The organism is Streptomyces sp. NPDC091416 (assembly GCF_044756845.1).
Lineage (GTDB): Bacteria > Actinomycetota > Actinomycetes > Streptomycetales > Streptomycetaceae > Streptomyces.
This window is the reverse complement of the sequence record NZ_JBIVTU010000024.1, coordinates 40,251-63,061: the sequence shown is the minus strand read 5'-3', so window position 1 is coordinate 63,061 and position 22,811 is coordinate 40,251. Positions and strand designations below refer to the sequence as shown.

Annotated in this window: 19 protein-coding genes; 10 read left to right on the top strand and 9 right to left on the bottom strand. The window is 69.1% G+C overall.

The features are described 5' to 3' along the window. Positions 1 to 1,292: condensation domain-containing protein (locus tag ACIQMX_RS39615; RefSeq protein ID WP_402485764.1), on the bottom strand; the 1,292-nt coding region annotated here is incomplete at its 3' end. A 772-nt stretch (positions 1,293 to 2,064) separates the two neighbouring features. Between ACIQMX_RS39615 and glyA the strand changes: the two genes are divergently transcribed. From glyA to ACIQMX_RS39565, 10 genes are all read left to right on the top strand, one after another. After that, a complete protein-coding gene (gene glyA / locus ACIQMX_RS39610; RefSeq protein ID WP_402485761.1) occupies positions 2,065 to 3,468 on the top strand; it encodes a serine hydroxymethyltransferase in 1,404 nt (467 codons plus the stop codon). Between the two features lie 101 nt (positions 3,469 to 3,569). Further along, entirely contained in the window at positions 3,570 to 7,589 is a 4,020-nt protein-coding gene (locus ACIQMX_RS39605) for an amino acid adenylation domain-containing protein (RefSeq protein WP_402485759.1), read from the top strand. 942 nt (positions 7,590 to 8,531) lie between these two features. Beyond that, a complete protein-coding gene (locus tag ACIQMX_RS39600; protein ID WP_363076835.1) occupies positions 8,532 to 9,398 on the top strand; it encodes a DUF4097 family beta strand repeat-containing protein in 867 nt (288 codons plus the stop codon). Between the two features lie 517 nt (positions 9,399 to 9,915). Beyond that, positions 9,916 to 11,262 carry a SidA/IucD/PvdA family monooxygenase gene (locus tag ACIQMX_RS39595; RefSeq protein ID WP_363076836.1) on the top strand — a complete coding sequence of 449 codons (1,347 nt, stop codon included), beginning with the start codon at positions 9,916 to 9,918 and terminating at the stop codon, positions 11,260 to 11,262. A 636-nt stretch (positions 11,263 to 11,898) separates the two neighbouring features. After that, the gene (locus ACIQMX_RS39590; protein WP_363076838.1) at positions 11,899 to 12,462 is read left to right on the top strand and encodes a hypothetical protein; all 564 of its coding nucleotides are present in this window, start codon (positions 11,899 to 11,901) and stop codon (positions 12,460 to 12,462) included. A gap of 174 nt (positions 12,463 to 12,636) precedes the next feature. Further along, positions 12,637 to 13,329, top strand: coding sequence for a DUF4097 family beta strand repeat-containing protein (locus ACIQMX_RS39585; protein ID WP_402485754.1), 693 nt, complete (start codon positions 12,637 to 12,639; stop codon positions 13,327 to 13,329). A 372-nt stretch (positions 13,330 to 13,701) separates the two neighbouring features. After that, the gene (locus tag ACIQMX_RS39580) at positions 13,702 to 15,336 is read left to right on the top strand and encodes an MFS transporter (protein ID WP_402485752.1); all 1,635 of its coding nucleotides are present in this window, start codon (positions 13,702 to 13,704) and stop codon (positions 15,334 to 15,336) included. A 790-nt stretch (positions 15,337 to 16,126) separates the two neighbouring features. After that, a complete protein-coding gene (locus ACIQMX_RS39575; protein WP_402485770.1) occupies positions 16,127 to 16,813 on the top strand; it encodes a HemK2/MTQ2 family protein methyltransferase in 687 nt (228 codons plus the stop codon). Continuing rightward, positions 16,797 to 17,051 (top strand): CDGSH iron-sulfur domain-containing protein, encoded by a 255-nt coding sequence (locus ACIQMX_RS39570; protein WP_402485750.1) that lies wholly within the window; start codon positions 16,797 to 16,799, stop codon positions 17,049 to 17,051. The genes ACIQMX_RS39575 and ACIQMX_RS39570 overlap by 17 nt, the downstream gene beginning before the upstream one ends. Further along, positions 17,048 to 18,049: an iron-containing redox enzyme family protein gene (locus ACIQMX_RS39565; protein WP_402485747.1), complete on the top strand. Its 1,002-nt coding sequence runs from the start codon at positions 17,048 to 17,050 to the stop codon at positions 18,047 to 18,049. The genes ACIQMX_RS39570 and ACIQMX_RS39565 overlap by 4 nt, the downstream gene beginning before the upstream one ends. Positions 18,050 to 18,275: 226 nt before the next feature. Here ACIQMX_RS39565 and ACIQMX_RS39560 read toward each other — a convergent pair whose 3' ends face one another. The 8 genes from ACIQMX_RS39560 to ACIQMX_RS39525 all read right to left on the bottom strand — a co-directional run bounded on the left by ACIQMX_RS39560 (position 18,276) and on the right by ACIQMX_RS39525 (position 22,811). Further along, entirely contained in the window at positions 18,276 to 18,731 is a 456-nt protein-coding gene (locus ACIQMX_RS39560; RefSeq protein ID WP_402485744.1) for an Asp23/Gls24 family envelope stress response protein, read from the bottom strand. A gap of 161 nt (positions 18,732 to 18,892) precedes the next feature. Next, entirely contained in the window at positions 18,893 to 19,171 is a 279-nt protein-coding gene (locus ACIQMX_RS39555) for a gas vesicle protein K (RefSeq protein WP_363076846.1), read from the bottom strand. Beyond that, positions 19,168 to 19,395 carry a gas vesicle protein gene (locus tag ACIQMX_RS39550; protein WP_402485741.1) on the bottom strand — a complete coding sequence of 76 codons (228 nt, stop codon included), beginning with the start codon at positions 19,393 to 19,395 and terminating at the stop codon, positions 19,168 to 19,170. Before ACIQMX_RS39550 ends, ACIQMX_RS39555 begins: the two co-directional genes overlap by 4 nt. Positions 19,396 to 19,398: 3 nt before the next feature. Continuing rightward, positions 19,399 to 20,214, bottom strand: coding sequence for a GvpL/GvpF family gas vesicle protein (locus tag ACIQMX_RS39545; protein WP_402485738.1), 816 nt, complete (start codon positions 20,212 to 20,214; stop codon positions 19,399 to 19,401). 26 nt (positions 20,215 to 20,240) lie between these two features. Next, entirely contained in the window at positions 20,241 to 20,582 is a 342-nt protein-coding gene (locus tag ACIQMX_RS39540) for a gas vesicle protein (RefSeq protein ID WP_363076852.1), read from the bottom strand. Further along, the gene (locus ACIQMX_RS39535; RefSeq protein WP_363076854.1) at positions 20,579 to 21,646 is read right to left on the bottom strand and encodes an SRPBCC family protein; all 1,068 of its coding nucleotides are present in this window, start codon (positions 21,644 to 21,646) and stop codon (positions 20,579 to 20,581) included. The genes ACIQMX_RS39540 and ACIQMX_RS39535 overlap by 4 nt, the downstream gene beginning before the upstream one ends. Before the next feature lie 6 nt (positions 21,647 to 21,652). Then, positions 21,653 to 22,549, bottom strand: a complete 897-nt coding sequence (locus tag ACIQMX_RS39530; protein ID WP_402485734.1) for a histone protein — start codon at positions 22,547 to 22,549, stop codon at positions 21,653 to 21,655. Positions 22,550 to 22,556: 7 nt separating this feature from the next. Continuing rightward, positions 22,557 to 22,811, bottom strand: coding sequence for a gas vesicle protein GvpG (locus tag ACIQMX_RS39525; RefSeq protein WP_363076860.1), 255 nt, complete (start codon positions 22,809 to 22,811; stop codon positions 22,557 to 22,559).

Genomic DNA, 22,811 nt, shown 5'->3' with positions numbered 1-22,811 from the left:
CCCGAATCCGCCACCACCGCACGCAACACCCGCACAAACCGCTCCGCGAAACCCACCGCGGTCCCCCGGTCGAACAACTCCGTCGCATACTCCAGGGTGCCGAGCAGTCCTCCGCCCGACGGGTCGGCGCCGAAGCTGAACTCCAGGTCGAACTTGGCGGTGTTGGAGGTCAGCATCTCCATCGACGCGGTCAGGCCCGGAAGTTCGACGTCGACCCGGGCCGTGTCCTGCCAGGCGAACATCACCTGGAACAGCGGATGGTAGGCCTGGGAACGCTCCGGGTTCAGGATCTCGACCAGCCGCTCGAACGGGGCGTCCTGGTTGTCGTAGGCGGCGAGCGCCTTGCCCCGCACCCGCTCCAGCACCTCGTCGAACGTCGGGTTCCCCGACAGATCCACACGCAGCACCCAGGTATTCACGAAGAAGCCGACCAGGTCCGCCAGCGCCTCGTCGTTACGGCCCGCGATCGGCGATCCGATCGATACATCCTCACCACCACCGAGCTGACCGAGCAGCACCGCCAGCGCGGCCTGGAGGACCATCGGTTCGGACGCACCGGTGCGCCGGGCCAGCGCCTGGACGCCCGCCCGGTCGGCTGCGTCGACGGTGAACTGCAGGACGCCGCCGTCGTGTCCGGGCACGGGAGGACGAGGGCGGTCGGCCGGCAGAACCAGCTGCTGGGACGCTCCATCGAGTTCCTGCCGCCAGTACGCCAGCTGGGCGAACAGCTCACTGTCGGGGTCGCTCTCGTCGCCCAGCAGGTCCCGCTGCCAGAGCGTGTAGTCCGTGTACTGCACCAGCAGTTCGTCACACACCGGGGACAGACCCTCGCACCGCGCGGTGTACGCACGCGACAGATCCCGCGCCAACGGCCCCATCGACTCACCGTCGAAGGCGATGTGGTGCATGACCAGCACAAGAAGGTGCTGCCGGGGTGCGGACCGCAGGAGCAGCGCCTGTACGGGGATCTCGGCCGACAGGTCGAACGCGTAGCCCGTCGCCTCGGCGACGGCATCCTCCACGTCGTCCGGGGACACCTCGCGCGTGTGCAGGACGAAGTCGAGTTCGGCCTCGGGGACGACGTGCTGGTGGGCGACACCGGCCTCGTCCTCGACGAACACCGTGCGCAGGCTCTCGTGCCGCACCACCACATCCCGCAGAGCCGCCTCCAGAGCAGCCTCGTCGAGCGCGCCGTCGAGCCGCAGCGCCACCGGAAGGTTGTAGGTGGCGGAGGGCCCCTCGAAACGGTGAAGGAACCACAACCGGCGCTGCGCGAAGGACAACTGGATCATTTCGTCTCTGCTTCCTTGGTCATCCGCTCGCGGACTGGGCCGGCCGGGGTACGGGGGAACGAACACGCTGCGGCAGCCTCTGCGACTGTCGCGACCTCGTGGATCCGGACTGCGGATGAACCGCAGCGGTGCGGAGCCACAGATATCCCTGCGGTCATCCATGAGCATGTCCCGACGCCCGTACGAAATCGTTCCGATCAGGAATCTCCAGGTGTTCCGCGAGTACCGGAGAACGCCCGAGAGACATCAAGGGGCATGCATGCCATGAGCTTCCGGTGTGCGCGCTGAACGGTCAAGCAGATTCGTCCCCGGTAGCGCATCCGCCCTCTCTTCCGCGCAATATCCGCCCGGCACTGCCGCGTTGTCCCGTCGACGGGACAACAGGTCGGCCGCCGTGCCGTGCCCGGCCCGACGTCGGCCAGTACGCTGCCCGGAAGAGCACGCGGCCGGTTCACCGAAACCACTCGCGCCCGGCACGGTCAGGGCGTTTCGATATTCCGCGAACGCCCCGTGCGACCGCCCCGTGCGGATCCGGCCCGGGTATCCGCGGAATCGGCCGGTACGCACCACCGCGGGACGTTGTCGAACGGCTCCGCGCACATCCATCCGCCTTTTCGGCCTCCCGGCTTCGTGCAGTCGCACCACACGGTCGCGCATTGACATCACAGACATTCATCCGGGTTGCATTGACTCAGACATAGAGGTGCAGGAGATGGCCCGACGGTCGGACACCACTACAAGAGAATCGGCGCCTCAGGACGCCGGTTGGGCAGTGCAGGAAAGGAACGTTCCGAAGGCGCCCTTCGTCACGGGGCGCGAGCAGTCTGAGCTGACGCGGATCGGCACGGAGTCCCTCCGGCGCACCGACCCGGAGCTTGCCGAAATGCTGGATGCCGAGGTGGCACACCAGCGGGTGACGCTCGCGATGATCGCGTCCGCGAGCATCGCGGACCCGTCGGTGCTCGCCGCGGGCGGATCGGCGCTGTCGAACGTCACGGCCGAGGGATACCCCGGAGCCCGCTACCACCCCGGAGCCGTCCACTTCGACCGGGTCGAGAGGCTCGCGGTCTCGCGGGCCAAGCAGCTGTTCGGAGCGCAGTACGCGAACGTCCAGCCCCACTCGTGCTCCTCCGCCAACATCGCCGTCCTGGCGGCGCTGATCCCACCGGGCGGCACCTTGCTCGCCCTGGACCTGGACTCCGGCGGGCACCTGACCCACGGTTCCCCGGCTTCGATGACGGGCCGTCATTTCCATGCGGTGCACTACGGCCTGGACAGTACGGGCCGCATCGACTTCGCCCAGGTCGAGGCACTGGCACAGGAACACCGGCCCGCAGTGCTGATCGCCGGCGCCAGCGCATATCCCCGCACTCTGGACTTCCCCCGCTTCCGCGAGATCGCCGACTCCGTCGGGGCTTTCCTGGTGGCGGACATATCACACATCGCGGGCCTGGTGGCCGCCGGTGAGCACCCCAGCCCGATCGACGTCGCCCACGTCACGACGACAAGCACGTACAAGCAGCTGTGCGGTCCGCGCGGCGGGCTGATCCTCATCGGGCGCGAGCACCGCACCCCCGGTCCGGACGGGGTGACCCCGCTGTTCCGGCTGATGCAGCGCGCGGTCTTCCCGCAGTTCCAGGGCACACCTGGTCCCGCCTCGATCGCCGCGAAGGCCCGCGCCTTCGCCCACGTCTCGAACCTGGAGTTCCTGCGGACCGCTCAGCTGATCGTGGACGACGCCCAGCGTCTGGCCGAGGAGCTGTCCGGGCTCGGCCACCGCGTGCTCACCGGCGGGACCGACAACCACATGGTGCTGATCGACGTGATCAGCCGGGGGCTGACGGGGAGTGTCGCCGAACGCGCCCTGGAACACTGCGGGATCCTCGCCAACCGCAACCGGATCCCTGGCGATCAGAAGCCGCCGCTGGTCACCAGCGGCCTACGGCTCGGCACCAACATCCTGGCGCAACGGGGTATGGGCCCGGACCAGATGAAGGAATGCGCGCAGCTCCTGACCGCGGTGCTCGCCGCAACGACTGCGAGCACCGACACGGAGTTCAGTATCGATCCCGTGGTCGCCGACGAGGTCCGCTCGGCCGTCGAGAACCTGTGTGCCCGTCACCCCCTCCCGTCCGACCAGCACGAGGGCACGCTCGCGACGGGTGCCGCCCGGTGAGCGCCCCGGTCGCTCACGAGGACGCCGCCACGGGCGGCTCCCCGGTGCTCATGCCGTCCGACCGGCCGCGCCGGCCGGACACGCCGCCCCGGTGCACAGCGGTGGCTCGAACGAGCCTCGCCGTTCCGGTCCCGGTCGCCGGCGCGGCACCGGACAAGGTCCTGCTGGCCGGGTTCGCCGCCTTCCTGCACCGCTGCACCGGCCAGGACACCATCGGGTTGCGGACGACGGGCGGCCCTGGCGGCGCGCAGGTGAAGTTCGGGGCCGGCTCCGGACTGCGCTCCCTGGCGGCCGCCGTCGCTCCGGACACGGGCTCGGCCGGCTCGCCGGTGGGCTTCTGCTACACGGACGCAGCCGGAGACGTCTGCCCCGCGCCGGACACCGAACTGGAACTCATGGTGCTCGCGGGTTCCGGCGGCGGGCCCCACGGGCTCGAACTCCACTACGACGAGAACCTCTACGACGCGGCCACGGCGGCCCGCTGGCTCGGTCACTGTGTGACGCTGATCGAGGACGGGGTCCGCTCGCCCGACGCTCCGGTCGCGGGTCTGCGGCTGATGGACGACGCGCAGCTGCACCGCACCCTGGTGGAGTGGAACCGGACCGAGGCGGACCTGCCCCACGACGTCTGCCTGCACCGGGCGTTCGAGGCGCGGGCAGCGGCGAACCCCGACGCCGTCGCGGTCGTGCACGGCGAGGAACGGTGGTCCTACGCCCGGGTCGACACCGAGGCCGACCGGCTCGCCCACCACCTGCGTGCGCAGGGGGTCGGCCCGGACGACCGGGTGGGCCTGTGCCTGGACCGTTCGCCCGAGCTGCTGGTCGCCCTGCTCGGCGTGCTGAAGGCGGGTGGTGCGTATGTGCCCATCGACCCGGCCTACCCGGCCAGGCGCATCGCGACGATGGTCGAGGGCACGTCGTGCGCGGTGATGATCAGCCGCTCCGACCTGGCGGGCGGGCTCCCGGGTGCGGGCAGCACCGGGGACACTCCCCTGATCCTCCTGGACCGCGACGGGGACGTGCCGACGGCGGCCGACGCAGGCGCCCCGGTCACCCCGTGCGGCCCGGAGCACCTCTGCTACATCATCCATTCCTCCGGATCCACAGGGACGCCGAAGCCCATCGCCCTGCGACATCGCGGTGTCATGAACAACCTGGCCGACCTCAATACACGGTTCGGGGTGGGCCCCGGCGACGCCGTCCTGGCGCTCTCCTCACCGAGCTTCGACATGTCGGTGTACGAGTTCCTCGGACTCACCCTCGCCGGCGGCACCGTCGTGATCCCGGAGGCGTCGCGGGTACACGACCCCATGCACTGGATCGAACTGATCCGGACCCACGGCATCACGATCTGGAACTCCGCCCCGGCCCTGCTCGGGCTGCTCGCGGACGCCATGGAACAGACGGGCGCCGCGCCGTTCCCCGGACTGCGCCTCGCGCTGCTCGGCGGCGACTGGGTGCCCGTACCTCTGCCGGAACGGGTTCGCCGGTTCGCTCCGTCGCTGCGGTTCGTCGTGATGGGCGGCGCCACCGAGGCGTCGATCCACTCGACGCTCTTCGAGGTCGAGGAGGCCGCTCCCGGGTGGACGAGCATCCCGTACGGCCGGCCGATGGCCAACCAGCGCGCCTACATCCTCGACGCCGGCCTGCGCCCCGTGCCGCCCGGAGTGCCCGGCGAGCTCTATCTGGCCGGCACCGGCCTGGCCCGCGGCTATCTCGGCCCGCCCGAGCGCACGGCGGAACGCTTCATCGAGTGGTCCTACGGCGAGATACGCGACGAACGCCTGTACCGGACCGGCGACCTGGCCCGGTTCCGCGACGACGGCCTGATCGAACTGCTCGGCCGGATCGACTTCCAGGTGAAGGTGAACGGCCTCCGGGTGGAGGTCGGTGAGATAGAGGCAGTCCTGCGCAGCGCGCCCGGGGTACGGCAGACGGCGGTGGCGGCACGCGGCGGACGGCTCGTCGGCTATGTCGTGCCCCTGGACCCGAAGACGCCCGCCGGGCCGTGGACCGCGGAGCTGCACGCTCGCACGGCCGAACGGCTGCCGGCGTACATGGTCCCCGGGACGATCATGGTCATGGAGTCCCTGCCGCTCTCACCGAACGGCAAGCTGGACCGGGCGGGCCTGCCCGAGCCGCCCGCGGATGCCGCCGCGTACCGCGCCCCGCGCACCGGACCCGAGGACATCCTGGCGGCCGCGGTCGCGGACGTCCTCGGCCGGGACCGCGTGGGTGTCGACGACGACTTCATCGCGCTCGGCGGGGACAGCATCGGCGCAATCCGGGTGGTGACCCGGGCCCGGGCGCGGGGGCTGGAGGTGACGGCGCGCCAGGTCCTCCAGCACCGCACCGTCGCCGCTCTGGCCCAGGTCGCCGGGGACAGGGCCGATGACGAGAGCACCGAAGCGGCGCGCGCACCGCTGGTGGTGGTGAGCGAGCGGGACCTGGAGGCACTGCGGCGGCGCCACACCGGCCTCCGTGAGGTCTGGCCGCTGACGCCGATGCAGTCCGGGATGCTCTTCGACTCGATGCTCAACGACACCGGCCAGGACACCTACCACGTGCAGACGCTGTACCGCCTGTCGGGCCGCGTCGACGCGGCGGCCCTGCGCGCGGCAGCCGCCGCGCTGCTCGGCCGGCATCCGGGCCTGCGGGTGGCGTTCGTCCGGGACGAGGCGGACGAGCTGGTGCAGATCGTGGTGGACGGACTCGCGCTGCCGTGGCGGGAGCTCGACCTCGCCGCTCTGCCCGGTGAGGAGCAGGAGGCGGCGTTCGGCAGGTTCCTCGCCGAGGACCGGTCGGACCGGTTCGACCTGGCCGTTCCGCCGCTGCTGCGGATGGCCCTGGTCCGCTTCGGCGACGACCGCTCGGTGCTCGTGCTCAGTGCGCATCACGCCCTGGTGGACGGCTGGTCGGAACAGGTACTGGGGCAGGACCTGCTCCGGCTCTGCGCCGCGGACGGCGACGCCTCCGCCCTGCCTGCGGCGGTCGGTTTCCGCGCGTTCCTGACGTGGCTGTCCCGGCAGGACGAGGAGGCGAGCGCGCGGGCCTGGGCCACGGAGCTCGACGGTGTGCGCGCTCCGACACTCATGGCTCCGGGTGCACCGGCCCACGCGCAGGCGAACGGGGTCGGCGAGGTCGTGATCACGCTGTCGCCCGGGGAGCGCGAGGCCATGGCCGGTGTCGCGGGCCGGGGCGTCACGGTGAACACCCTGGTCCAGGGTGCCTGGGCGATCCTGCTGTCCTCCTTCACGGGCCGCGAGGACGTGGTCTTCGGAGCCACCGTGTCGGGGAGGCCGGGCGCTCTCGCCGGGGTGGAGTCCACGGTCGGGCTGTTCATCAACACCGTGCCGGTCAGGGTGGTGTGCGCAGCGGGTGCGCCGGTGGGAACCCTGCTGTCGGACCTTCAGGAGCGCCAGACCGCGCTTCTGGACCACCACCACCGCGGGTTGAGCGACATCCACCGGGACGCCCGGACGGACGTGCTGTTCGACACCCTGCTCGTGTTCCAGTCCTATCCGGCCGACCGGGCCGGGGCCGGGACCACCGCGGCGGCCGGCTTCGAGATCACGGGCGTCGAGTCGCTGGGCGGGGTCAACTATCCCCTCGCCCTGTTCGTCGAGCGCGACCGGATGACGCTCCAGTACCACCGCAACCGCTTCAACCGGCGCGCAGCCGAGGCGATAGCCGACCGCTTCCGCGCGGTACTGGCGCAACTGGCCGCCGGTCCGGCCACATCGGTGGGGCGCGTGGAAGGCGCATCGGACGCCGACCGCCGGCTCGTCGCCGCCGGACAGGACACCGGCGCCGCGCCCCAGGCCGCGCCGGATCCCGTCCAGGACGGGTACCGGGCCGGGCGCACACCCCTCGAAGTGGCCCTCTGCGAGCAGTTCGCCGAAGTCCTCGGCGCCGAACGGGTCGGCATCGACGACCGCTTCTTCAGTATCGGGGTCAACTCCCTGATGGCGGGGCGGCTCGTCAGCCGCCTGCGCAGACAGCTCGGACTCACCGTGACCATTCGGATGATCTTCCAGCACCCGACGATCGCGCAGCTCTCCGAGCACGTCCAGGCGGGGAAGGCCAAGCCGCGGCCGCAGTTGCGCCGGATGACGCGATAGACCGGCCGGTACGGCGGCTGCCGGCCCGGGCCCTGGTGTCCGGGCCGGCAGCGAGCCGCGCCCGTACGCGCGCGTCGGCACCCGCTGTCCCCGGTGCGGGATGGCGGGCCAAGGGCTCAGCCGGCCGGCCCCGGTCCCGGCCGGCACGGTCCGTCCTGCCGCTCACGGGCTACTCCCAGGGCGCCGGCGGCGTCCTCACCCCCGATCACACGACCGGGGTCCGAGTCCGCGTTCCCTGGTGCCACCCGTAGCCGGGTCCTTGCCGGACCCCGGAGCCCTGGCGCGCCGCCTCCACAGCCGCGCATCATGACGCCACAATGGCGCTCATGCCCGGTCAGTCATGCCCACCTCACCGCTCGCCGCCTCCGAATCCCGCTTCCCCGAAATCTGCCTGTTGGAGTCGGGGGTTCGCGGAAGACCGTGGACAGAGGCATGAGCCACAGCGGGCGGCCTCACCCAGTGTGTCCGAACATCCACTCTTTGGATATCCTTACACCCCACTACCATGGCGCCATATGGCGTCACAGCGGGTCGCGCAGCACCGTACTTCTTTCCGCGGGTCCGGTGCGCGGCCCCGCGTCGGGGGCGGCACCCCTTCGGCCCGAACGGCACGGCATGGCAGACAGATGGCAGGCATCGCGCGATTCAACGCGGCGCCACGGCGAACGGCGAGGTGTCGGACGTGGTGAGGCTCGGCAGGGTTCTGCGGCACGACCGGGCACGGTGTCCGGACCTGACGGAGGAGGCGGGGGCAGGGCGGCCTCCCGGGCTCCGGGACGCCGCCCTGCCCGGCCGGGCACGCGGGGACGGTTCAGCCGGTCCGCCGGACCTCTGCCTCCTGCGGACCGCCCGGCCCGATGCGGCAGCGCCCCCGGGCCCTGCGGTGCCGGGTCGGCAACGGTTGCCGACCGGCCGTGGCAGAACTCCCGGAGGGGACCGGACATGTTGACCTTCGACACTCCCGGACCGATCAGGGCGGCTCTGAAGCTGGCGTTCGGCCAGGCCCTGATTCTCGCGACCGACCGGAGGGACACCACGGTCGGCATGTACCCGCGCGACCCCGACGACCCGGCCGATGTCCGCACCGCCGAGGACGCGCATGTCGATTTCACGAGCGGTCGCCTGCTCGTGAGCGTGCCGGAGCCGCGCGAGTCGAGCAACACGGCCGGCGCGGTGAACCTCGTGGTCGAACTGCCCACCGGGTCGAGCGTCCAGGGCGACGCGATCGCCTCGGACTTCCGGGGCAGGGGGACCTTGGGCGAGTGCCGTCTGGCGACCGGTCTCGGCCATATCCGGCTCGACCGCACGGGCGCCGTGCACCTGAACGCCGCCCTCGGCGAGATCACGGTCGACCACGCGACCGGAGGCGTGGAGGCGACGGCGGAGAGCGGCGACGTGCGGATCCGCCGGGTCGACGGCCGTGCGACCGTCCGGACGACCGGGGACGGCGACATCGACATCGACAACGTTACCGGAATCGCCCGCGCCCATGCGGACACCGGCGAAATCCACATCGGCTCCGCGCACGCGGGTGTGGAGGCCCGGACGACCCACGGCGACATCCATCTGGAGGAGGTCGTCCGGGGATCGGTCTCGGCCAGCACGACCTTCGGTGCGATCGACATCGGCATCGCCGAAGGAACGACGGCGCAACTGGATCTGGACTGTGGCGCCGGAACGGTCTACAAGTCTCTTTCACTGATGGAGAACCCACCGCCGTCCGAGGAGCACGTCCACGTGCACGCCCGCACGGTCATCGGCGACATCGTCATACGCCGCTCCCCCACGGGCCCCCGACTCGCTCCTTGAGCCGCGCGGCTTGAACGCGGTGGTGCCGTCAGCCTCTTCAGCATCGCCTCGCGGGGTCCGGGCCGGCCGTGCGCGTGCCGCGGCACGGGCGGCCCGGCTGCGCTCCCCCGCGGGCGGCCCCGCCGCGCAGTCGGGCCCGACGCGCCCCGGCGAGCGGCGGAGCATCTCCGTACAGGATGTACCGGGATCCCTCCGGCAACGCGGTGGCTACGGCTCTCGGCCTGCACAGCTGAACTTTTCATGGCCGCTCCGTGTCCCGTCGGCAGGACAGTCCGTACAGCCCGGGAACGCCACTCCCCTTGAACGGATTTCCGAGGCGCACTAAATTGGCGCCCCGGTGAGTTCCGGAGAATTAGCAGCGCACGTCTCCCAAGCAAATGGTGGATTTGTTTCGAGACCTGCAGTCGCGATACGGAGCACCGGCATTCCCGGCCTGCGTCCCCTTCGATTACGGTAATTGACTCGTAAAAGATTCCGCGGCAGCCCTGTCACAGCCACGCCAACGGGAGAATTTTCCATGGGTACTTCTGAGATCGAGACCTACGACCTGGTCGGCGTCGGATTCGGACCGTCGAATCTGTCCCTCGCCGTTGCCCTGGAAGAACACCGAGCCGTCGTCCCGGGAAAGCCGCTGACAGCCGCGTTCTTCGAACGTCAGCCCTCGTTCGGCTGGCACCGCAACATGCTGCTGCCCCAGACGACCATGCAGATCTCCTTCCTCAAGGACCTGGTCACGTTCAGGAACCCGATGTCGCGGCACAGCTTCGTGTCCTATCTGCACTCGGTCGGCCGGCTCACCCAGTTCGTCAACAACCAGGACTTCTTCCCTACGCGCCAGGAATTCCACCAGTACCTCGAGTGGGTGGAGTCGAATTTCAGCCATCAGGTCTCGTACGGGTCCGAGGTCACCGCCCTGCGGCTCCCTGAAGGCCACGGTCCGGACAAACCGGACTACGTGCAGGTCGAGGTCAAGGACACCGCGGGCTCGGGTTCACGCCTCGTCAACGCCCGCAACCTGGTCATCTCGACGGGACTTGTCCCGCGCATGCCCGTCGGGATCCAGCGGGACGAACGGGTATGGCACAGCTCCGACCTCCTGGAGCGCTTCCACGGGCTGAACGGCGACGACCTCAAGAACGTCGCTGTGGTGGGCGCCGGGCAGAGCGCGGCCGAGATAACCCGTTTCTTCCACGACATGCTGCCGCACGCACAGGTGACCGCGGTCATCCCGTCGTACGGGTACTCCGTCGCGGACGACACCCCCTTCGCCAATCAGGTCTTCGACCCGAGCGCGGTCGACGACTACTACTTCGGCACCGAGCTGACCAGAGAGGCATTCTGGCGCTACCACAAGAACACCAACTACTCGGTGGTCGACGACGAACTGATCAGGGACCTGCACAAGCGCTCCTACCAGGAGGACGTGAGCGGCCACAAGCGCTTGCAGTTCCTCAACCTGACCCGGGTGGCCGCGGTCCAGCGTGCGGGCACCGAGACCAGGGTGACCCTTCGGTCGCTGGTCGAGGGCGAGTCGAGGGAGCTGGAGACCGATGTGCTCGTCTTCGCCACCGGCTACGACTCCATGGAGCCGAGCCGGCTGCTCGGCGACCTCGACCAGCATTTCCTGCGCGACCGGGAAGGCCTGCACCGGGTGGAGCGCAACTACCGGATCGCCACCACCGACACCCTTCCGTTCGACGTGTACCTCCAGGGCGGCACCGAACACACGCATGGGCTGACCTCGTCGCTGCTCTCCAACCTCGCCATCCGCAGCGGGGAGATCGTCAAGTCCGTCGAACAGCGCCGGGCCGAACGCGAGCTGACCCGCCGCACTCCGGTGGCGGCCGGCGAGAGCACGAGCTGACCCCGGCCATCCCCTCCCCCAGGACGTCCCGTCGGCGGTGCCGGCGGGACGTCCGCGTCCCGGACGGACGACCGCCCCGGCTCTCCCCGCCTGAACCGTGACGGTGGATGGAGCAGGGGCGGAGCTGCGCGAGCAGAGCGGAGCCGACGCGACGGCCTGCCCGGCGAACGCGGTCCTGGACCGGGCACTCGGCGCGCGTGATCGTGGAACCTTCGCCCGATGAACGTGGCCGTGAGCCTTCGCCCGATGAACGTGACCGTGAATCCTTGGCCCGATGAGCGTGGCCGTGAGCCTTCGCCCGATGAGCGTGGCCGTGGAACGGTCCGCGTGCTCACTGGACCGCAGCGTCCGGGCACTTCGGGCATCAGTGGCTCCTGCCGATCCCTCTTTCTGCGACCTCCCCACGCACCGCCGGAGCCCGCAGGTCTGCCCTGACCCCGCCCCGGGCAGGTGGCCGAGGCCCGCGAGCCCTCCTCCGCCGGTGCGGGCCGGTCTGACGCCATCCACACGCAGCATGGCGCCAAGCGCAGAACAAGCCCGACTCCCTAGGGCCAGCTCACCTCTGGGCGCGACACGCCGACCGGCCAGAACATGGCACCGCTTGCGTTAGAGCCAAAGCGGGGCCATGATGACGCCATGGACTTGGCACGGTACATCGACAACTTGCAGCGGGAGTTCTCGGTTGCGGCCGAGTCGGGAGGCGACGAAGGACGCGTTCTCGCCGAGCGACTCGTCGCACAGCTTTCGTCGTCGATCCAGCTGACTCTGCTGGAGGTCTTGTCGGATGCCGCGGATGAAATCTCCCGAGAACTGCTGCCCGGATCCGTCGAGATCCGGCTTCGGAAGCTCGATCCGACGTTCATCGTCACCTTGCCGCCCGAGGAGCGGGGGTACGAATTCGAGGACGAGGAAGAGGAGTTCGAGGACAGCAGCGCCATGATGGCGCCACCCGACGCAGCCATGGCGGCATCCCTTTTGAACGCAGAGGGAGGCGCCACCGCCCGTATCAACTTCCGGCCTCCGGAGTATCTGAAGGCCCGGATCGAGGAGGCCGCCGGCCTCGAACGACTGTCGGTGAACGCCTGGCTGGTGCGAGCAGTCGCCTCGATGCTCGAGTCGGGCGACCGAAACCATCCCCCGCGGCGCGCCAAGCGGCGTGCTCCGCGTCAGGTCCAGCGCTACACGGGATGGGTCAAGTAGCCGGCCTGCCCGTGGGCTACCGCCTCATACCCGCTTCCGCCACAGGGACATCCAGTCGTCCTCCCATGGAGTTCAGTCATGCCTGTTTTCGAGACGCCACTACCGGTTGCCGTAACCATGGAACTCGGTGTCGGGCACGTTCGTCTGCACGCGGAGCACCGCGGGGACACCGGCGTGACCGTGGTACCGAGCGACAAGGAGAACGAGGCGGACGTCAAGGCTGCCGAGCAGACCTTGGTCGAGTACGGCGAACAGACACTGCTCGTCAAGGCGCCCAAACAGCGTGGCCTGTTCGGACGGATCGGTTCCATCGACATCACCATCGTTCTCCCGCACGGCTCCGATCTCTCCGCGACAGCACGGGAGGCATCGTTCTACGGCAGAGGCCGGCTGCAGAACTGCCGGATCAAGACCTCGACCGGAGACGTCCGGTTCGACGTGATCGGGTCACTCACGGTGACTACCGGAGTCGGTGACATCAGTGTGGACCGGACCGACGGCCCGACCGAGGTCACCACGGGTTCGGGCGCGGTCCGCATCCGCGAGCTGGGCGCCAAGGCCGTACTCAAGAGTTCCAACGGGACCATCGTCGTCGACCGGGCATGCCAGTCCCTGGAAGCCAAGGCGGCCAACGGCGACATCAGGATCGGTGAGGTCGTGAAGGGCAACATCGTGCTCGGCACGTCGATCGGTCAGCTCGATGTCGGCATCGCGCCGAACACCGCGGCACGGCTGGACATCAGTTCCGTATCCGGCAACATCCACAACTTCATGACGCCGGTCGAAGGTCCCGATCCGACCGATGAGCAAGCTGAAGTATTCATCAGGACGACCGTCGGCGACGTGAGCATCCGCAGAAGCATCTGACACCACGCGGGTGAACCCGCGGGGCACCGGGCGCCCTGCCCGCACCCGCACCCGCACCCGCACCCGCACCCGCACCCGCCAGGACACTGCGCCATGAACGTGTCTCCTGTCGGTTCGCCATGACCTCCTGCGTCCGCGCAGGCACCGCACACCCCGGCTCCGATTCCCGCGGCTTCCCCGCGGCAGCGGAGCGCCAGGGGCCGATGCCCCATGCCTCAACAGTCGGCGATGCCCGGTGTTCCCGGCCGCCGAAAAAGATCCGCACAGCTACCGAACCGGGGCACACCTCGCTCGACGCGACCCGTGCCACATGTCCCTTCGCACAAGGATTTCATCATGAGTGAAACAGACAAGTTAAACACTTCGGGCGCCATGGTCCCGCCACAGGGCGGCACTCCGGCGTCAGCCGCCTCCGGCAAGACGTCGAAGCAGGCGTGGCTGAGCCTGGCAACTGTCGGCCTGGGCATCATGATGGTGCAGCTCGACGGAACAGTGGTGGTTGTCGCCAACCCGGCGATCGCGGCGGACCTGGACGCCGGACTCAACAGCCTGCAATGGGTCATGACGGGCTATCTGCTCGTCCTGGCAGGTCTGCTCATCCCGGCGGGCAACCTGGTGGACAGGATCGGTCGCAAGAAGGGCCTGCTCATCGGCCTTACGGGGTTCACGATCGCGTCGGTACTGTGCGCGGCGTCCAACACCATCGAACTGCTCATCGGCGCCCGTGTCCTGCAGGGCGTCTTCGGTGCCATGCTCATCCCGGCCGCACTCGCGATCATCAAGGCCGCCTTCCCGCCGGAAAAGCTCGCCATGGCGATCGGCCTGTTCAGCGGTGTCACCGCGATCTCCCTGGCCGGCGGTCCGCTGCTCGGCGGTGTGATGGTGGAGCACCTCACCTGGCCGTGGGTGTTCCTGATCAACCTGCCCTTCGGTGCGCTGAGCGTGCTGATGGCGGTGATCGTCGTCAAGGAGTCGAAGCAGGAGCCGCCGCAGCCGCTCGACCTTCCCGGTGGAGTGACGCTCACCCTCTCGATCGTCAGCCTGGTCTGGGCGCTGACACACGGCCAGGAGGATGGCTGGGGTTCCGCTTCCACTCTCGGCTACATCGGTCTCGGTCTGCTGCTCCTCGCCGCCTTCGTCACCATCCAGATGAAGGGCTCGCACCCGATGGTGCCGCTGGAGCTCTTCAGGATCCGCTCCCTGTGGGTGGGCTGCCTGCTGATGATCGTGACGATGTTCGCCTTCTACGCCATCATCTACTACCTCAACTTCTTCCTGCAGGGCATGCAGGGAAAGAGCCCGATGAGCGCGTCCATCGCGCTGCTCCCGCTGACGCTGACCTTCATCATCTCGGCCCCGCTGGGTGGTTGGGCCACGGAGAAGTTCGGCGTGAAGGGTTCCCTCTCGTTCGGTGCCCTGTGCATCGCGGGCACCTCACTGCTTCTGCTCCGCCTGGAGGGCGGCTCGGGCCTGACCACTGTCGGCCCGCCGCTGGTACTCGGCGGCGTCGGCGTCGGTTTCATGATGGTGGCGGCGACTCAGGCGATCGTCGGCAGCGCGCCGGTCGACAAGGCGGGCACCGCCTCGGGCATGCAGCAGTCCATGTCCCAGCTCGGCAGCCTGCTGGGCACGGCGGTGTTCGGTGCCATCATCTCGGCGCTGGTCAGCGCTCGCTTCTCCGGCAAACTGGAGGCGGCGTTCGGGGGCAGCGGCGGCAAGACCGTCGACGAACTCGCCAACGACGCACAGGTCCAGAAGCTCGTGGAGCTCGGTTTCCCGCCCAGCGCGCGCTCCGCGCTGGAGAAGGAGCTGACCAGCGCAGGTATGACCGCGGAGCAGGTCAAGGAGTTCTCCGCGACGGTCACTCAGGCCGCCCATGACACCTTCATCAGCGGTCTGCATACCGTGTTCCTGATCAGCGCGGCCGTCGCGGTGGTCGCCGCACTGCTGTCCCTGCTGGTGTCCAACAAGGACACCAGGGGCGACCAGATGGCCGCGTTCGTCTAGACGGCCGGCTCATTCGGTGAGCCCGCCCCCTTCCCGGCCGGCGCACCGTCAGTGCGTGCCGCGGGCGGTGGGGCGGACCGTGGCGAGGCTCCGCGTGGTGACTTCGGTGACGACGCGGAGCCTCGCCGCGGTCTGCCCCGCACGATCCCGCCACGGGCTTGCCGCACGCACCGCCGACGGGTATCGGGGCAGGGCGGCGTCCGGAGTTCCGGGGACCTGCGGAACCCCCGCGACACGTCCTTCCGCGGGACGGCGCTCGCGCCTCCTCCGGCGGCTTCGAGGCGGGCACGCCCGCCCGTGATCACGACGTGCGTCCATGGAGAACGTCCACCGTGACTCCTCGTGTGCAGCACGCTGCGTGGACGTCCGGCGACAGATGCCGACGCCGCGGTGCGGCTTGCCCGTCGTCACGCAACTCGGGCCGGAGGCCCTGACCCATGCCGTCGGTCCTTGCCCGGAAGGCGCCGTACGCCTCCAGCCTGTCCTTGAGCGGAAGGCGGCGCGTGGCGAACCCCTGTACACCGCGCGGATCCTCTTCGCCGGGCAGCGGCAGGAGGCCCGCCGGGCACCCGGTGCCGGACGGCCGAAGTCGCACGGCCCGGGCAGGCGGCATGTAATGAAGGAGGACCCGGCACCGGTCAATGGCAAGGTTTCGTATCCCGGGTCCGGGTACCCGTCGTGAGGATGCCCCCCTGACGTCGGGCGTTGTGTCCGGAACAGCCGGCTCGGCCACATGCTCCGGAGTGCCTCGGCGACGACCACGAACGTTTTCGCAGCACGGAGGTTCATGATGACGACCGCTGCCGCTCTCCCTCGTGGATTCGGGAATCTCTGGACCCCGCTCGGGGTCTATGAGCCCCAGGCCGACACCAGTCTCCTCGCGCGGGCGATCCGCGGCGAGGGCGTCGAAGCAGGTATGGACGTCCTGGACGTGGGCACGGGAAGCGGCGCGCTGGCCCTGCTGGCAGCGCGCAGCGGGGCGCGAGTGACGGCCACCGACATCTCCTGGAGGGCGGTTCTGACCGCGAGGGCCAACGCCGCCCTCGCGGGGCACCGCATCCGGGTGAGACGGGGCGACCTCACCGGTCCGGTCGCGAAACAACGCTTCGACCTGGTGGTGAGCAATCCTCCGTACGTCCCCACCCCCTACGGGTTCCGGGGCCGCCGCCACGGTTCAGCACGCGCCTGGAACGCAGGCCTCACCGGGCGGCAGGCCATCGACCGGCTCTGTGCCCGCGCCCCGGACGTGCTGCGACCGGGCGGTGTGCTGCTCATGGTCCACTCCGGGCTGTGCGGCGTAGATGAATCGCTGCGGCGCCTGGAGGGCTCCGGAATGCGAGGCTCGGTGGCGGAGAGGTCGTACGTGCCGTTCGGGCCCGTGGTCACCGAGCGCCTGCCCTGGCTCCGGTCCCAGGGCCTGATCGGCACCGACGAGGACACTGAAGAAGTGGTGGTCATCCGTGCCGAACGAATCTGACCGCCCGAGGCGGGTCACGGTCGACCGCGACGGTCCCGTCCTGATCGAGGGACCCGTGGAGTTCGTCGGACAGGACGGCACGATCAGCAGGTCGGACCGGTTCGTCGTCGCTGTCTGTACCTGCCGCCGCAGCCGCAGCTACCCCTGGTGCGACACCAGCCATCGAGGGCACGGCACAGCCCGTCGCGGCGGCCACCGGAACCCGCCCTGCGACGGAGACCCCGGAGGAACCTCGTGACGGCAGGCATCGCCGGCCCCGCCCGTGCCGAACCGGCCCTGCCCCGCGGGAGAGGGCCGCTCTCCCGCGGCGTGATCAGGGCACTGACCGAGCCCGGCCGGCCGGCCCCCGACGTCGGTGACGTGCCCGGTGCGGACCCCTACGGCGAGGACCTGCAACTTGCCCTGTACGCGCTCTACGAACTGCACTACCGCGGGTTCGCCGGCGTCCCCGACGACCGCGAATGGGACCCCGCGCTGATGCCGCTGCGCCGGGCGCTCGAAGAACACTTTCTCGCCGCCCTGCGCGGCGAGGTCCCTGCCGGCCGCAGCGGCGACGCCGCACTCGGTGAGCTGCTCGTCGAACCCACTGATCATCGGGGCTCCGTGGCCCATCATCTCCAGCACGACGGTGAACTGTGGCAGATCAAGGAATACGCGGCGATGCGCTCGCTGTACCACCTCAAGGAGGCGGACCCTCACGCATGGGTCATTCCCCGCCTGCGCGGCCGGGCCAAGGCAGGTATGGCCGCCATCGAGTACGACGAATTCGGGGCCGGCCGCGCCGAGCACGTACACGCCCGGCTGTTCGCCGACCTGATGACCGACCTCGACCTGGACACGCGCTACGGCCACTACCTGGACGCGGCCCCGGCCTGCGCCCTGGCCGTGGTCAACATCATGACTCTGTTCGGACTGCACCGGGCGCTGCGCGGCGCGCTCGTCGGCCACTTCGCCTGCCTCGAGATCACATCGTCCCCGGGGTCACGCCGACTCGCGGCCGCGATGCGGCGAACCGGTGCCGGCGCGGCTGCCGAGCACTTCTACGCCGAGCATGTCGAGGCCGACGCCGTACACGAACAGGTCGTGCGGCGGGAAGTGGTCGGCGGGCTACTGGCCGACGAGCCCGCCCTGGAGGCGGACGTGGCTTTCGGCGCTGACGTGACCGTGCATCTGGAGAACCGTCTCAGCGACCATCTGCTCGCCTCGTGGCGCGCCGGGAAGTCCGCGCTGCGGTAGACGGCTGCGGCAGACGTCGCTGCGGTGGACGAGTTGGACGAGTGGGCCGGCCGGACACCTCGGGCTCCCGCCCGTCGAGGACGGCCCCGATCAGCGCGGCGTACGACACGGGGCCTCGGCGCTATGGGTGGCGAGACGGGCAGGAGGGGTTCCGGAGACTCTCCGGAACCCCTCCTGGCGCCCTGTCCGCGGCCCCTGCCGGGGCCCTCATCGCCGGAACTCCCGGTCATTGAACCCGACGGGAGCTCTCCGACGCCTCGTCGTCGTCCCCGTCGTCCGCGCCGGGTACATGGACGTCGAGAACCTTGATATTGATCTCGACGACCTCCAATCCGGTCATCGTCTGAACGGCATCCGTGACATGGATGCGTATCTTCTTCGCGGCCTCCAGGATGAGGGTTCCGTACTCCACCACGACATCGACGTCTATGGCGGTCTGCTTCTCCCCCACCTCAACCTTCACGCCTCGTCCCGGGTCGTTGGAGCGGGACACCCTGTCCTTCATCGCCCCCATTGCCCGGGTGGCTCCGCCGCCCAGGGAATGGATCCCGTCCGTCTCGCGTACCGCAATACCCGCGATCGTCGACACGACGGAATCCGCAATGACCGTCGTCCCCCGCGTCACGCCCTGCTCGTCGTTCGAGCCAAGTGTTGTTCCGCTTCCGCTACCGTTTGTCGCCATGTAGCACCTCGCAGCGAGTGTTCTCCGAGGGGCCGAACCGGAATCGGCGGATGGGTTCCGCCGCCTGTGCCCCTCTTCCACACTCCTCCGTGATCCTGGCGTCCGCCATTCGAGTGGCCGGGAAGCGCAACGCCTCCGAGACCGCCGGCCGGCCCTTCCCCTCAGTCCCGGGGCAGCAGTGATCCAAGGGGCCCGAGGTCGAGATTGAGGTCCTCAAGGCGTACGCCGTGCTGCTCGCAGAGCTCCCCCATGCGCTGCTCGAGCATCATCAGCGTCGTGCCGATCTCATCGGTCTGGGCCTCGGTCAGGTCCCCTTCGTCGATGCGCCGCAGGGCCTGCCTCTCCATCAACTGCCGGAGGAGCTCGACCACCGTGAGGACCAGGGTCACCAGATCCTTCCCCATGCGTTCGGAGTCCAGGTCCACTCGTGAGGACGTCACAGCGGCCCACTGTCCGGCCAGGGCGCAGGCACCCTTTCGTTGACCGACGACAGCAGCGCGTGCAACGAGACGCGCACGAGCGGTACGTCGGCGATGGCGATGACCAGGTCACCGCTGACGACCACCCCGGTCGCGAGGACCCGGTCCAGCAGATCCACGAGCGGCACGCCGATCGGGCCGCTCAAGGGTCCGGGGCTGTCCCAGGGGACTGCTTCCCGCGGCATCGCCTACACCTCGCCCACGAAGGAGTAGGGCACCCAGGGGCCGGAGACCTCGATCTCCGCGCCGGTCCGCTTCCTCAGATCCGCGGCCAGCAGGTCCAGCTCGGCGGCCCGGTGCTCGGCGACGAGATAGGTCGCGTTCAGTACCTGAACCCTCTGGTCACCGCCCGCTCCACTGCCGTGCGGGCGGAGCCGGCGCGACGCCGCGGCGATGCGGCTCACGTCCGTGTCCACGGCATCCGCGACTCGCAGGGAGTCGGCCTGCCTCCGCTCACGCTCCGACTGCTGGTTCCGCTTACGTTCCACGTAGGCCAGTCCCGCTCCGGGGGCGGGGCGGGCCCGGCCCGCGTGTGCGGTCGGGCGCTCCTCCGGGGCCCGGGATCCCTCACTTCCCGCGACCGGTGCGTAGACCTTCACGCCCCACTCGGCATGGTGCGCAATGCGCTTCATGGCGGTACGAAAGCGTGCCGACTCACTGGCCAGCGCGAGCACGGCCCGCTCCTCACCGTGGTAGAGCGTGGCGAGCGGCAGAGGGACGGTGGGAAAGCGGGCAGCGACGGCCGACACGACCTCGTGGTGAGCACGCGCGTAGCGTTCGAGTTCGGTCTCGTCGGCCAGCCTCTCCTGCCAGACCTCGTCCGTGAAGTCAGCCGCCCGCACGCTCTGCACGACCGCTGTGAGCGAGCCGAAGCGGAGGGCGCGAACGGGCTCGTCCCCACCGACTCCGGTGAGACCGCGCAGGAACGACTCCCCTTCCGTGCGGCAGACCGCGTACACGTAGACGGCGTTCGTGTCCGAAGCCTCGCTGCTGCGCTCCGTCATCAGCCTCCGGCTTTCCTCTCCCTGAGTCATTGCGTGTCCGACGATGTCTCGTCGTTACGGGATTCGAGTGCTTCCAGACGCGCCCGCAGCTCACGGTTCTCGTCCTTCAGCGCGTTTCTCGCCGCGTGGGAACTGAGCGCCGGATCGGTTTCCCACCAGTCGATTCCGGCCTTCTTCGCCGTGTCCACGGACGCCACGAAGAGGCGCAGGCGAATGGTGAGCAGCTCGATGTCGAGAAGGTCGATCTTGATGTCACCAGCGATCACGATGCCCTTGTCGAGCACGCGCTCCAGGATGTCCGCGAGGTTGGTGTTCTGAGGTCCGGCCGCAGGATAGGAGGCGTCCTGCCGGAAGTCGAGATCGGTCACTTCGAGCCCTTCCGGGCTCGTCGCTTCGCAGGCGAGCCCCGCCCGCGGCGCGGCGCCTCGTCCTCTTCCTCGTCTTCCTCACCTTCTTCGCCGTCCTCCTCTTCGTCCTCGTCCTCTTCGTCCTCCTCGTCCCAGCCGTCCTCGTCTTCCTCGTCCTCCCCGTCCTCAGCGTCCTCGTCGTCCCACTCCTCCTCGCCCTCCTCCCCGTCTCGGCCTTCCCCGTTCTCCGCTTCTTCCTCTTCCATCGCCTCTTCGTGAGACACGACGACTTCTCCGTCGCGGATCTCCCCACGCCACCCTTCGGGCTCCTCCTCGGTGAGCGTGACGTAGCGCTGGAAGTGTTTGAAGTCGAGCCTGACCCGGCGTCCTTGCGCACGCCACAGGTTGCCCGTCTTCTCGAAGAAGCCGGCCGGGTAGTACTCCATGACAAGAACGATGCGGGTGAGTGAGGGCGCCAGCTCATGGAAACTCACCGCGCCGCGCGTCGTTCCCTTGGCGCCCTCGGATGTCCAGACAATGCGTTCGTCGGGAACCTGTTCCTGGACCGTCGCCTTGAAGCTGCGGGAGGACGGACCCACCTTGACCTTCCAGTCGCTGGTCATCTCCTCTTCCATGGAGACGTCACGCACGCCCTTGGCGAAACTGCTGAACTGGTCGTACTGGGTCCAGTGGTCATACGCGGTGCGAAGAGGGACTCCCACATCGAGTACCTCGATGATGTTCATCACCTTGCCGCCGCTGGCCTTGCGCTTCCCCTTGCCGCCGCCGCCCAGAGCCTCCTTGGCCTTGTCCACCACGTTGTCCTTCACACCCTTGGCCTTCTCCGAAACGAACGCCTTCAACGGAGAGTCACCCTGGAGGATGCGAGAGCCGACAGCCGGCAATGAGCCGCCGTTCTCGGCGACATCGTTCAGTTGATCGGTGACGTTCGTCAGTTTGTCCCCCGCCTTCTCAGCGAGTTTCTCCACCTGTGCACTGAGGAAATCGGTCAACTCCCCGCGGAGTTTGTCCATTCCGGACTCTTCCGTCTCTTCCTCGGGCTCTGCGTTTTCCGTCCTGGGCATGACTCGCTACCTCCGACCGCTGGAGCGCTTGGATGCGGACCGCTTCGACGCCGACTTTCCCGCAGCCGTTTTCTTGGAGGCCGCCTTCTTGGCGGGGGCGGTCTTCTTGGTCGTAGCCTTCTTGGCCGACGTGGACTTCTTGGCCGAGGCGGACTTCTTCGCCGTAGCCTTCTTGGCCGACGTGGACTTCTTGGCCGAGGCGGACTTCTTCGCCGCAGCCTTCTTGGCCGGCGCGGACTTCTTGGCCGAGGCGGACTTCTTCGCCGCAGCCTTCTTGGCCGGCGCGGACTTCTTGGCCGAGGCCCTTCCGGTCCGGGACGACCTGGTGCCGTCATCATCCCGATCGGCATCCGACTCGGTCCGACGGGAAGCACGCTGCCGCGGCCGCCTCTCCTCCAGTTCCTGTTCTTCCTCTTCTTCCTCCTCCTCTTCCTCCGGCTCCTCTTCCTCCGGCTCCTCTCCGTCTACCGGCTCCTCGTCCTCGAACTCCTCGTACTCCTCGTCCTCGTAGTCGTCGCCCTCCTGCGCCGGCTCTTCGTCCTCGTACTCGTCCTCGTACTCGTCCTCGTCCTCGTACTCGTCACTCGGCGGCTCGAGGAGACGTGCCGTTCGCTCGCCGATCGAACCGGCCAGCGTGGCCATGCTGCGGTTGGCGGCAGCGGTCATGGCCTTGCGGCCCGCGTCAAGAACCTCGCCCCGCAGCTGTTCCTGGAGTTCGGCAACCTGGGGGACCTCGCCGAGCCGGCGCATGCCTTCTGCGGCCAACTGACGCGGCTCGAGGCCGAATCGGCGGCCGGCCAGATAGGTGGCGACGCTGAGAGCCATGCGCCCCTTCTTGGTCCGGCCCAGTACGTAGCCCCCGACTACGGCGACCGCAAGGGTCAATTTCGTTTGGTCTTCCATGAGCACGTCACCTTCGCTCGCTCTTTGCCGGGCTGACCCGCACGGCGTACAGCCGCTCGAGCAGTCGTTCTTCCTCGCGTTCGAACTCCTCCGGAGTGATGTCCCCGGATTCGAATTCCTGGTTGAGCACGGCCAACTGCGCGCGCAGCACAGCGGGATCGTGCAGCTCGCGCTCGGCAGCGTCATTGAGCTTCTCCGCCACCCAGACCACCCCGCGCACCGGCGCGATCGGCAGCGTGAGCAAGCCGGTGATCAGTCCCAT